Below are 11,947 nucleotides of genomic sequence, written 5' to 3'. Positions count from 1 at the left end.
ACACCTGTGTGTCCAAAAAGACACACCTAAAAAATGTAAATAAAATAGTAAATAAAAAAGCAAGGGGAAATTTCCCCCTTGCTTTTAAAATAAATAAATTGGTAAATTGTGCTTTTTAGAGTTTCCTTCTACTTTAAAGTTTTTTAAGGAACGTTTAAAGATTCTTTGAGTTGCTTTATCTACATCATCTCTTGCTGAACAACACATAACATTAGGATTTACAAACCAAGTTCTGCTAGTACATACTCTACCATCTTCTGTTGTCATCCCAGTTTCCGCCACAGCTAAGATACCTAGTTTCATTAGTTCATTCATCATTCGAGAAACTTTAGCTCTTTCACGTCCTAATTTTTTAGCTAAATAACTAGGTGAAGCAGCGTTCTCGCTTACCTCTTCTAAGTCTTCTTCTGGGCGTTCTATAAGAATATTTGTTTTAAATTCAACATAAGGAACCAAATCTAATAAAAATGCTTTTTGTGCATTAGACAGGTATTTTATTTGACTTAAATAATTATAGTTTTCCATAAGTATTTGCACAAATCTCACCCCATCAGTTTTTTTCTTTCGCTTACCGATGAAATAGTTATCTCCAGTAGTCTTATGTAAGATTTCCAATAATGTTTTTTGTTGATCTGCTGAAAGACCAACTTCTGCTTGGTTTATTAACTCTTCCAGCTTAGCATCTCTTACTCTAGCTTTTTTTTCTGCTTCATTTAATGCTTTTCTCATTCTAATTCCTCCATTTTTTTGTGGAAGGAACTAACCTTATTGTGGTAGAATACGTTTATAAAGTTATGTAGTTGAAGGTTAATCTCTTCTTGAAAGGTTAATTCCTTCTTAATATTTTGTAAGAAAGAGTCCTCTGAGTCGGCGAAAACTTGAGGGCTTTTTCTTATGTCTAATTTTCTACCAAATCCTACATTTTTGCAAACTCTATTTGTAGAATAAACAAGAAAACTCACCTAAAACTTAGGTGAGTTTTTAATCTAATAATCCCTTTTCTTTAAATACTTTTCTTAAAGCTTCATTCACTAATTCAGATTTATAACTCTTAGGAACTCGATCAATGATGCTTAACACATCATCGTCAAAATAAAACCCTCGATACACTCGTTTTGAGCGTTCTTTTGGATGCTGAAGCAAGAGATCAATTGCATCTACTTTGCTAGTAGTTATACTAGCTTTTGAAACGCTATCGCTAGTACTTTCACTTTCATTCAGATAGCTAACACTAGCTGCTACTTCACCATTAGTTTGCTTTTGTTCTGCTGGCGCTTTACTATTTTTAGAAATAAGGGTATTAAAATCAACTTCTAAAGGTTCTGGTTCTTCCCCAACATAACGATAAATACTTTGCTTACTGTCCCATTCATATCCTAGTTTCTTAATTCTTAATTGGATGGTACGAGTACTTACATCATACTGATCAGCTAATTCTTTAATTGTGATTTCTTTCATCATAATTCCATTTAACATCTTTTTTACCAGCATTATACTAGCCTCCACTTCCGTTTTAAAAGTATAGTACTAGTATTCAAATGCAAGAATGATATTTCCTGCTATAAATTTACTGAAGAATAAAAATGGGCACTTTCTCCAGTGAGAAAGTGCCCTAAGTTGAAATTGGTACTATGATTACTATATCCGGAACTGATTGTAACATACAGGCATAAAAATGACTATCCTGAGCAAACTACCCAAGATGATGGATATCATCATCTCACCTAGCATAACCTTTGAAAAGACTCCTGAATAGGCACAGGAGTCTTTTCTCTTTTTTAGCTGTATGCCGTATACATCTATAGTTAACATAAAACACGTTATAAGAATCCATAAAAAAAGAGAAGATCCTATTCTTAATCTTCTCTTTTTCTATATTTCAGTTGTTCCTCTTTATAAATAAAATTCATTATTAAACAAAATACTGCTACAAGCCAACCAATAAGAGGGGAATAAATAAAAACATTTGTTAATAACAATCCCCCACAAATAGAGATCACCGACAACATTAATAAAAAAACGTTAATATCTTCATTTTTATTCATATAAAACACCTCTCTAATTAATCAACTAAGTGAAAAAATAAAAGCTTTCCATTTCTTAATAAATGTTTCCAAAGCAAAAAAGGACATTTCTTTTATGCCCTGATCCCTTGTATCAGCCCCACCTACGCTAAATACTATGACAGCCACTCATGCCATCCAACCTATCTTCATTATAAATGAAAGCGATTACAAAGTAAAGGTATTGTTTAAATATTCTGTTTATTTAATTGTTATATATTGAGTTAATCTCTATAGTTTCTAAACATATAATCTAACAATGGAATCTTTAAAGATTCCTAAACTTAGAGGAGGTGTAATTATGAAATTAAGGGGTAATTTAAATGCATTAATTGGTGTCTGGTTTATTATCGCACCTTGGGCTATCGGGTATTCAGATCAATCAGGAGCTTTATGGTCGAGTATAGTTTTTGGAATCATTCAAGTTATTGTATCGTTATGGGGCTATGACAAACCCGGCTGGAATTCATGGCAAAATTGGATCTCCGCGATTACTGGCGTCTGGTTTATAATTTTCCCATTTATCTACTCATTAACAAATGGAGAGGTTTGGTCAAGCGTAGTTCTTGGTCTAATCACGACTATATTTAGTTTATGGAACTTAGGATCTAATTCGGGTTCAAAGGCTGCTGGTTAAAAATAAAACGGATAGGAATCGACTATTCGAGCAAACTACCTAAGACGCCGTGAGGCATCTATCCTTAAAACAAGAGCGTACATCTCAAAAAAGAGAAAACCTCCCTTATTCGCATGAGGAGGTTTTCTCTTTCTACGCTGTATATCATATACAATCCTAGTTAACATAATCACAATTCTCGGCACAAAAAGAGCACCTGATTACTTATCGGTGCTCCTTCTCTTTTTCTTAGGTTTTAATACAAATATATCTAATTAATTGATCTTGTTGATGAGAAATAATGTTTTCTATACACTTTATTAGTGACGACCAGTTTGAGCTTGAGCAATAACACTTCCGTCTGAACCATAAACAAATACAACTGCTAAGGAATTGTATGGATCCTTATCCCATAATTGACTTGTATAACAAGAGGTTTCCCCTTTATTTACCAAGCCATTGCCTCCAGAGCTATTACAAAATGTTCTTGCATTAGAAGAACTGGAAGTACCGTAATATCTGTATGTTCCAACATTTGCATAACCATTATATGGAGCAGAATTATAAAGTTTTACATATCCCCATGCCGTATGACAATAAGCACTTCCTTTTAATTGTACATAACCAATCTTTACCCCATTTTTATAAATATACTTAGTTTCATAGGTAATGGGGCTTTTACTTGCACATCCCGTTGTATAAGGGTTTGAACCATCATAAGATAATGCAGATGCGCCGGTAGGTCCAACACCAAGGAATAAACCGAAAACAAGAAAAAATAGAATTCCTATGTTAAATACTTTTTTCATAAGATTATTGCCCTCCTCTATTTTATTAACAAACACATTTAACATCGTATTATAATTTTCTGAATTTTCAATCAAACTTTATTCCTAATAATTTTATGGATTATTTTGGATTTACATGGTTATTTTTACGGATTAAATAGAAATGAATAATATCCAATAATTTGAGCAAACTATTCACGATGCCGTAAGGCATCCTTCCTTTGATAAAAGATGCATAACAGAAAAAACTACCCTAGAAGACAGGTAGTTTTTTCTGTTTTTAGACTGTATACGCTATACATAATTAGTTGACATAATGTCTCTTATAAGAAGCAAAAAGCCTTGAAACTAATCGCTTTAAGGCTTTTTGCTTAGAGATATTCTTTTGGTAAAACAAAGTACATAATAAAAATAAAAGAAGAGAAAAGATTTTTATATATTGCTATAAACATTGATATATCAATGTTTATAAGACTTTTTAAAAAGTTAAAAACAACTCATATACGAGTTGTTTTTAACTCCTATAAGGGTTATTTTTAACTCGTATATGAGTTAAAAATAACTGTTTTAAAGAGTTGTTTTTGAGAAAAGATTAAGGGTTAAAAATAACACCATAAAAGAGTTTATTTTAACTCTAATAAAGAGTTGATAATAACTTAAATATGAGTTAAGATAAAAAACATATTAAATGGTAAAAAATGATAGAGGTGGGTAATGTGGCTAAGATATCAAAAGTGGAAACAACAAAAGTAGTTGATATGAACGGAGAAATAACGGAAGAAACAACGAGTGTTTCTTTTAACTATGGAAAAGAGCCAGATTATATAAAAGTATATTTAGACAACATTATTGTATTAGCAGAAATACAAGGTTGGATAAGCAAAGTATTATACGAGCTTATTAAAGGCGTAACTTATGCAAATAAAGGACAATTTATCATCATTAACTCAGGATATAAACGAATTGTAGCTGAGAATTTAGGGATTAAACAACAATCAGTAACTAATGCAGTTAATCAGTTAACCAAAAAGAATATTCTAATAAAAAAAGAAACAGGCGTTTTCCTATTAAATCCTCAATTCTTTGGAAGAGGTGAATGGAAAGACATTTCTAAAATTAGATACGAAGTAGAACTAAGTGCAGACGGAAAAGTTATGAGATTAACAGATACAAATTGAAAGAATCATGAAAACATCGTGTTCAAAAGAATGAACACGATGTTTTCTACAGCTGCACATATATGTTCACTTTTAGTTAACATAAAACGGATTATAAGAATCCTTTCTAATAGTTATTAGAAAGGATTCTTAACATTCTTATTTAAACAGAACATTTAAGCTCCTGCAGCAGCTCCTCCAGTAGGTCCAGCTGGCTTTCTTTGACCTAGTTCTTGATCTAACATAAGAATAGCAGCAGCATTGTTTTGCGCAAGTTTTAAACGATCAACAATCGTTTGTGACTGAGCTTCTTCATCAACTTGCTCTCTTAAAAATTCTTGTATAATAATCAACGTTTGCTGGTCATTTGCCTGGTTAACATATTCATAAGCTTGACGATAAGAATTAGTTACAAATTTTTCATGTTCTAAGACTTTTTGAAATGTTTCTAAAGGTGTTCCATACTCAGTTGGCTGTGCTGGTAAAGAACTTAATTCAACAGTTCCTCCACGATCAACCAGGTAATCGATAAGTTTTACCATATGGGTTCTTTCTTCTTCTGATTGTAATCTTAGCCAGGTACCCATACCCCTGTAATTCAATTTATTCATATAGTTTGACATAGCTAAATATAGAGTGGATGACACGTGTTCAATTTGAATTAGATTATTTACTAATTTTTGAACCTGTTCATTAATCATTACTACTCCCCCTATTATTTCAAATTAAATCCACTGTCATATTATTCGAATGTACGATTAGACATACATAAACTTGTTTTAAAACCCTTGTTACGAATAAACTACAGCATTTTGAGCAAACTACTCAAGACGCCGTGAGGCATCAGCCAACAACTACAGCTAAAAAGCAGAAAAAACTACTACTTCTCTCCGTCGGCGTAGTTTTTTCTGCTTTTTAGGCTGTATACGCTATACAACCTTAGTTAACATAATCACTCTTTCCGGAAGACATCAAAAAAGAGAACCCCTATTGGGAAAAGGGTTCTGATGAGGTCCTTGTTTCTCGTTTATGCAGCTTTTTATACATCCTTGATATAACGCTGATTATCCAAGGCTTAAGTAGCAGAAAAATGTATAAAAAGCGCACCTTTTATACATATGCAGAACGTTTCAGATAATTGATTTTGTATACAAATATGATATATTAAAAGTCAGACTATTTTTTACAAATTTCAACGTAACCCTATTTTTGAGGAACCTCGCATCCACTGGCTAGGTTCCTTTTTTATTTTTTATATATAACAACATATTAAAAATATCCTCTAATTACAGAACATGGTAATCTATAGATGTTTCATACTTCGGATACGTATGAACAAACCCTTACAAAAAAAGCAACCTCGTTCATTGGCCAATGCCGAGGTTGCTTTTTTTGTTTTTAATAGCTCTATTTAATCTTTTCTAATTCATTTAACATCTCATCAATGAATTGACTAATCTCTACCGTGTTGTTACTTGTAAACCCCTCTTTAAATGCCGTTTCAATCAAACATTTTCTCTCTTTTTCAATCTCTACTGTTAAAGCTTCTTTTAAGATCACTTTATGAGACTCCAATATTCCCCTCACCCATTTGCTTTTAATAGCAAAACGAATACAAAGTTGATCATTCTAAAAGCAACCCACCTTGTATTTATTTTATCTTTTTGTGTTCATACAAATATTTTACAGTATACAAATGTCCTTATACAACGGAATTTTATTCTAAAATAAAAACTTGTCATACAAATTTTTATTTTCATCTTCACAACCAAAAAAGTTTGTGATATACTTCACATATAAAGATATCCATGACGAACCAGAACACTCTTGAATGTAACAATGTAATATAAAAAAAGCTATTTCTCTCCAATGCCAATACGATTGAAATAGCTTTTTTTATGCTCTTTTTTCATCTTCTAATTCCTCATTATGAGCTTTCTATTACTTATCTAGTACTTTTCCAACCTCAATCAGGAAAAATATAGTCTTTATGGAAAAAAGATGATACTATTAATTTGCAGTTATCTTTCCGTTATTTCTTTATACGTGTGAACCCTGTGAAAAAGCTATCTTATTTCTATGTAAAGCAAATGCCCATAGAGATAAGGTAGCTTTTTTATGCTCATAAATACTCTTAAAAAAGGAGGAGAAATCTTATGTTGACTAGAGACGAACTTTTTTTATTCAACAGAGAGTTATTATTTTTACTAAAGCAACACTCGACCTGTACTGATTCTAATTTAAAAGAGATACTGATGACTCAAATTGCTCTTATACTTACTGTTCTTAGCTAGATTATTTATATTATCTTTCCATTTCTTGATCTTGCCTTTTGTTACGTTTTTGAATCTCACCAACATGTTGAAAGAACGAAACCTGTTTTATCCTTTCAACATGCTTATCAATCCAATTCAATGCTTTTTCCTTCCAGGCTTTTAATGTCTTATTTTCTTTGCGTAATTCATTAACCTCTTGATTCGCTTTATCAAGCTCTTCTTTTGGAACATAATTCGCTATATAATCAATGTTCATTTCTGTTAAACTGTCATTCAGTTTATTTGCCTGCACAAGCTCTTTTTTTGTTTTTTTATGTTTCTGCTTCTCAATCATTAAATCATCGCTGAGAGAGCTTATATGAGCTTTATATTGCGTATCTAGTTCTCTTTTAACCTCATCTTTCATATTTTCCTTCTGTTCAGCTGAAAAATCATGGACAAGCCTCTTCCGCATTTGTTTCTTGGCTTTTTCTACTTGGCCATCTTGATCCGCCACATATATCTCTAATTCTTGCCTTGTCTCACTCAAATCATGCTTTAATGCCTTATTCTCTTTCTCATAGCGATCCACCTCATGACTCAAAGCATGCGTGCGCTCATGCTCGGCCGCCAATGTTTGCTGCAGCTCTTTTGTGAGACTCATAAGCTCATGAAAATCTACTTCTTCCACTTTCACTTTGGAACCCATCACACTCTTGGCCGCCTCTACTTCAATCGGTTGGCTACATAACTCTTCAATCCGTCTCTCGCTACGTATCTCAACGGGTGGTGCTGATTTCAACTCCACTAAATTGTCCATCTGTTGAAGCTCTTTTTCCTTGTGAGCCACTAGTTGTTGCAGGTGCTTTAGCTCTTTTTCACGTTCTTGTTTCTTAAACTCATGAACGCTCTTATGCTGCAGCTCGCTCGGCTCGCCACGCTCAATGTCATAGCCACGTTTGTTCATGTAGTTGTGAAAGTCATCCTGAATTCTACGAATCTTCGTTTTACCATGGAAGTACTCTTTCGCCGCCAAGCGCCGATCCTCCGTAATCGGGACAAAACCCACGTGCATATGTGGCGTTGCTTCATCGTTATGTACCACAGCATATAAAATGTTCTGCTGGCCATACTTACCAGCAATATGATCCAGTGATGCTTCAAAATATTTGTGCTGCTCGTCTGGCGACATCGCATGCATATACTCCGGACTGGCCGACACAAAGAATTCTGCCACCAGGACGGCATCATTCCGAATTTTTCGTTTCACACGGGTGGCCGTCATCTTCTTAATTTCTTCGTGATACTTAATTTTATCTTCATTCACCAAGTCATAGTTCAGCATCGTTCTAGTTGAATCGATGTCTTTATTTTTACTGTTCTCGCCTTCTCGTTGGTTGTGTTTCTGGATCCCCAATATTGCGTCTTTGTGGAACTTTTGCATGCGGATAATCCCATATTTGGCCATCCCTCAATCCCCCATTTCGACCACTGTACTTGGGTCTAGCATACCACAACTTTAGATTTGGTGTAACGCACTACACCAATTTTTCACCTTCGGTCAAATTGGGAGCGCGCTCTACGAGGTTGGCGGTCGGAATTCCTCCCTTTGTTTGGCTCCGCCAAAAAGAAAAACGACATCCTCAACGGATGCCGTTTTTCTTTAAGACCGTGGACGCCGTCCACCACCTGTAAGGGGAACTCTTCCCCTTAACCCCATTCAAAAACTCCCCCAACCCCCTCACTTTTTTGAGGGGGCTCCCTCGCCGGTTGGCGTCAAACAAACGCGTTTGTTTGAGTGCCAAGAGGGTCTTGGGTTTGGAGAAATTGTCAATTCCTTAATGCTCCCTACGGTCCGCTTACCATTGACAATTGCGTAGTTCCTACTCTGAAGCTAAATCTTCTCTATCCGCAGCTTCAGGTGGAGTTTCCATCCACTCGTTTTCTATCATGATATCAGCTGCATCATGAACAAAATCTGATATATCCTTTAAAGACTTTGCATATAGTAGCGCTAAGTCGCGTCTTCCGTTTACAGCCATTGAGTTTCCAAAGTTTCGTACTCTCATCGAAAACATGTCCATTTTATGAAATACCATTAATTTATCGGAAAAAGGAGAAGTTGTTGAAGTTGTTACTAAATGATCAATTAATGAGGGAGAAGGCAAATTATCCTGATGAAGTTTTTGTATAAAACCTTCAATTATTTTATCAGTGAGTTCTTCTCCTTTTACAAATAATTCTCTAACCTTCTTCGTTTTTGTAACTTGACTAAACGCCATTACTAAAGCCTTACTTGCCAGGTTAGTCTCTAAATTATCGTATAAATGAGCAATTTCCAATGCATGTAAGGGCCTAACATCTCCAATAAAACCTTTTAGATAATTTTTGTGTGCTATATTTACTTTTTGTGGTGTTGGAATAATAGGCGATTTAATAGCTAACCCTTTATTCATTGAAATATCTTTGATATGTTCCCCCAATTTTACAGTTGATTCCATACAATAAAGGGAAAAATCTCTTACATCTTCTCTATATATTAAGGGAAGTCCTACACTATAAAGACTAAGGCCTACTTTAGATACATACTTTAAATAATGTACATAGAATTCATCTTCAAATAATCTTGGAGCGTCAAGATTAACATCTTCTTTTGTAAAACCATGAGGGATAGGAAAGTTCTCTTTTATGAAAATACCTTTTATGATTTTCTGAAATTCTTTACTTAAGTTTAGAGCATTTTCCAATAATTTTTTTATATCTTGGTCTTCAACATGTTTAAGAAAGTAGCTTAGAATACATGTAGACATGCTATTACCCATATAGGTTGCCCAAAGTTTCCCCAATTCTGCAGATAACAGCTTTTCGCTGAGATTTGATTTTTTTGATCCCACTTTAGTTGGTTTAATTGGTTCCATTTGTAATCTCCTAAGCCTATTTTTTCTTAGGTTTATCATTTGAATAATATATATTCTTTAAATCCTAAATTTTCTCATTTGTGTATATAGATAACAATTGTATGCATAACAAAGACCGCCCATTATCTATTGGCTGATAAGGCGGCCTTTATTGTTAATCAGGCATTTGGCTAGAATTTTAATAATATGAAAATCAATCGTATATTATATTCTTTCCTTCTTCACTTAACTTTTTTAAAGATGTAAGCATATGATTTATTTCTTCATCGGAATGCCTTTCCCATGAACCTAATTCAGCTACTATTTTCAAAGGAGATTTAGATCTATATGAACGTGTTGGGTTTCCAGGGAACTTTTTATCCGTTAAATTTGGATCATTTTCAAAATCGCCTAATGGTTCCACAATATAAATTCTCTCTTTTGAATTAGACCTTGCTAATTCAGCACCCCATTTAGCAGCGTTTAATGTTCCAGTAAAATAGATATGGTTAGATTTTTTATCCTGATAATTGGATAAGTACAACGGTTCAAGCAGGTCTCCAATTTTCAGTTCTGCTTTAGTACCATGAAAAAACGGACCAGGATCTAAGACATTTTTCTTCTCATTCATATAGCCACACCCTTTATACTTTTTGACTTGCGTATAACAGTATAAGGCTGGACATGAGTGAAAAAACAGTCTATAAATAATTTCCAAATAGAGTTATAATATAAGTAGAGAGTAAGATGTTACCGTAAACAAATCATTTAAATAAAAAAAGACTGCTGAATAACCAGCAGTCTTTTTTTATTTCCAAAATTCCCACCACTTCTTTTTTTCTTGGGCAGCAGCAAGTTGCTTTCTTGTTTCCTGAATTTCACGTATATGACTCATACTTTGCTGATCCATACGTTCTACAAGCTTTTTATTAAATTCCATTTGTTCATGTAATTGTTTTTTTATTTCTTCAATACTTTGAGCCATATCATCAATTTTATCTTTGAACTCATGAGCTTGAACGGCCATTTGTGCAGATTGCATGGGGGAAGTTCCTTGCCGTGCACCATAACGCTCAACCACTTCTAAAGATGCTACTTCTTTGGTTTTCCTTTGGACTTTTACGATTTGCTTAAATAGTTGTAAAGCGTTTAAGTCATATTTAGTGAAAGCCCGACTATCATTCTCTCCTTTAATAAACTTATAACCTGTGGCCTCCAATTGAATACACCACTTTCTTAAAGTGCTATCTGACACCTCAAGTTTCTTTGCTACTTCACTAGTCCAATAAGCTGGTTCTTGGCCAAGCTTTGTATCTGACATGCCGTTCCCTCCCATGCACGCGTATTTATATAAATAGTTATATTTCTCACCTAAAATGTCCTTTAAAGAATAACAAAGAACGCCCCCCGTGCACATCATTTTTTTACGTGCACGGGGGGCGTTCAACCCCAGTCAAGTACTGATATATCAATGTTTATATGCTCTATTATTTCATTAAATCATAACCATATTAAAAACAGATGCACGCCCCCCATGCATGCTATTCGCTTTAATTATGAGTTACAACTTTACCCGTGCAACCCCGTTCGTTTTGGGGTGGCGTGCTGGCTAGGGGTTCGGGGACTAGTCCCCGTTTGTGTAATCTATTTTCAGCAAAATCACCAACTATGGACGGCTGCTCTGGCGGTTCGGCAGGTATAATGGCCGTCACAAGCCGATCATCTTAAACTTCGTTTTGGGTATGTTCGGCTTGGCGAAAGAACCAACCCTGCCGAAATTTGAAATGCAAGGAGGAAAGAGTGGAGATTTTTTAAGTGGTTTTTTTAAAAAATACTACTCGAACCTTGTATGGAAAATAGCCATATAGCTATGAGGAATTTTCATATGTATTAAGTTCAATACACTTTAATTTTTTTAACGAAAAAAGTATAAAAAGACCCTTGCAATTCTATCAGCGAATTGCTATTTAAATAGAGTGAGAAGGGACAAGTGCAAGAATGTTGTTATATCAACGTTTATAGAGGGTGGGGTGTGTCCAAAAAGACACACCTGTGTGTCCAAAAAGACACACCTAAAAAATGTAAATAAAATAGTAAATAAAAAAGCAAGGGGAAATTTCCCCCTTGCTTTTAAAATAAATAAATTGGTAAATTGTGCTTTTTAGAGTTTC

Annotated in this window: 12 protein-coding genes; 2 read left to right on the top strand and 10 right to left on the bottom strand. The window is 34.2% G+C overall.

All coding sequences use genetic code 11. The features are described from left to right. Nucleotides 1-84: 84 nt before the first annotated feature. From AC0KUU_RS29655 to AC0KUU_RS29645, 3 genes are all read right to left on the bottom strand, one after another. Entirely contained in the window at nt 85-729 is a 645-nt protein-coding gene (locus AC0KUU_RS29655) for a MarR family transcriptional regulator (RefSeq protein WP_427670897.1), read from the bottom strand. 252 nt (nt 730-981) lie between these two features. Further along, a complete protein-coding gene (locus AC0KUU_RS29650) occupies nt 982-1,491 on the bottom strand; it encodes an HTH domain-containing protein (RefSeq protein ID WP_456318552.1) in 510 nt (169 codons plus the stop codon). A gap of 365 nt (nt 1,492-1,856) precedes the next feature. Further along, nucleotides 1,857-2,045 (bottom strand): hypothetical protein, encoded by a 189-nt coding sequence (locus tag AC0KUU_RS29645; protein ID WP_034656363.1) that lies wholly within the window; start codon nt 2,043-2,045, stop codon nt 1,857-1,859. A 319-nt stretch (nt 2,046-2,364) separates the two neighbouring features. Here AC0KUU_RS29645 and AC0KUU_RS29640 point away from each other — a divergent pair, with 319 nt between their 5' ends. Continuing rightward, nucleotides 2,365-2,700: an SPW repeat protein gene (locus tag AC0KUU_RS29640; RefSeq protein WP_034656365.1), complete on the top strand. Its 336-nt coding sequence runs from the start codon at nt 2,365-2,367 to the stop codon at nt 2,698-2,700. A 299-nt stretch (nt 2,701-2,999) separates the two neighbouring features. Here the strand turns inward: AC0KUU_RS29640 and AC0KUU_RS29635 are convergent, their stop codons facing one another. After that, nucleotides 3,000-3,488: a DUF2690 domain-containing protein gene (locus AC0KUU_RS29635; RefSeq protein ID WP_230185480.1), complete on the bottom strand. Its 489-nt coding sequence runs from the start codon at nt 3,486-3,488 to the stop codon at nt 3,000-3,002. Nucleotides 3,489-4,183: 695 nt separating this feature from the next. Between AC0KUU_RS29635 and AC0KUU_RS29630 the strand changes: the two genes are divergently transcribed. Continuing rightward, entirely contained in the window at nt 4,184-4,645 is a 462-nt protein-coding gene (locus tag AC0KUU_RS29630) for a replication/maintenance protein RepL (RefSeq protein WP_322552700.1), read from the top strand. 155 nt (nt 4,646-4,800) lie between these two features. Here AC0KUU_RS29630 and AC0KUU_RS29625 read toward each other — a convergent pair whose 3' ends face one another. From AC0KUU_RS29625 to AC0KUU_RS29600, 6 genes are all read right to left on the bottom strand, one after another. After that, nucleotides 4,801-5,322 carry a ferritin gene (locus AC0KUU_RS29625; RefSeq protein ID WP_322552767.1) on the bottom strand — a complete coding sequence of 174 codons (522 nt, stop codon included), beginning with the start codon at nt 5,320-5,322 and terminating at the stop codon, nt 4,801-4,803. Between the two features lie 709 nt (nt 5,323-6,031). Beyond that, nucleotides 6,032-6,199, bottom strand: coding sequence for an aspartyl-phosphate phosphatase Spo0E family protein (locus tag AC0KUU_RS29620; RefSeq protein ID WP_047749689.1), 168 nt, complete (start codon nt 6,197-6,199; stop codon nt 6,032-6,034). Between the two features lie 729 nt (nt 6,200-6,928). Next, the gene (mobV, locus tag AC0KUU_RS29615) at nt 6,929-8,347 is read right to left on the bottom strand and encodes a MobV family relaxase (RefSeq protein ID WP_456318555.1); all 1,419 of its coding nucleotides are present in this window, start codon (nt 8,345-8,347) and stop codon (nt 6,929-6,931) included. A 415-nt stretch (nt 8,348-8,762) separates the two neighbouring features. Beyond that, nucleotides 8,763-9,797 (bottom strand): DUF3231 family protein, encoded by a 1,035-nt coding sequence (locus tag AC0KUU_RS29610; protein ID WP_456318554.1) that lies wholly within the window; start codon nt 9,795-9,797, stop codon nt 8,763-8,765. Between the two features lie 193 nt (nt 9,798-9,990). Then, nucleotides 9,991-10,407, bottom strand: a complete 417-nt coding sequence (gene arr / locus AC0KUU_RS29605; protein WP_098591290.1) for an NAD(+)--rifampin ADP-ribosyltransferase — start codon at nt 10,405-10,407, stop codon at nt 9,991-9,993. Nucleotides 10,408-10,584: 177 nt separating this feature from the next. After that, a complete protein-coding gene (locus AC0KUU_RS29600) occupies nt 10,585-11,097 on the bottom strand; it encodes a DUF3967 domain-containing protein (protein ID WP_473454025.1) in 513 nt (170 codons plus the stop codon). Nucleotides 11,098-11,947 lie beyond the last annotated feature (850 nt).

It is taken from the genome of Priestia sp. ST2, assembly GCF_055810735.1.
The sequence above is the reverse complement of the archived record's forward strand: the minus strand, read 5'-3'. Positions and strand labels throughout refer to the sequence as shown.

Coding starts and splice junctions, on each gene's coding strand:
- AC0KUU_RS29655 (WP_427670897.1), bottom strand. CDS start 729: ATGAGAAAAGCATTAAATGAAGCAGAAAAAAAAGCTAGAGTAAGAGAT.
- AC0KUU_RS29650 (WP_456318552.1), bottom strand. CDS start 1,491: ATGCTGGTAAAAAAGATGTTAAATGGAATTATGATGAAAGAAATCACA.
- AC0KUU_RS29645 (WP_034656363.1), bottom strand. CDS start 2,045: ATGAATAAAAATGAAGATATTAACGTTTTTTTATTAATGTTGTCGGTG.
- AC0KUU_RS29640 (WP_034656365.1), top strand. CDS start 2,365: ATGAAATTAAGGGGTAATTTAAATGCATTAATTGGTGTCTGGTTTATT.
- AC0KUU_RS29635 (WP_230185480.1), bottom strand. CDS start 3,488: ATGAAAAAAGTATTTAACATAGGAATTCTATTTTTTCTTGTTTTCGGT.
- mobV (WP_456318555.1), bottom strand. CDS start 8,347: ATGGCCAAATATGGGATTATCCGCATGCAAAAGTTCCACAAAGACGCA.
- AC0KUU_RS29610 (WP_456318554.1), bottom strand. CDS start 9,797: ATGGAACCAATTAAACCAACTAAAGTGGGATCAAAAAAATCAAATCTC.
- arr (WP_098591290.1), bottom strand. CDS start 10,407: ATGAATGAGAAGAAAAATGTCTTAGATCCTGGTCCGTTTTTTCATGGT.
- AC0KUU_RS29600 (WP_473454025.1), bottom strand. CDS start 11,097: ATGTCAGATACAAAGCTTGGCCAAGAACCAGCTTATTGGACTAGTGAA.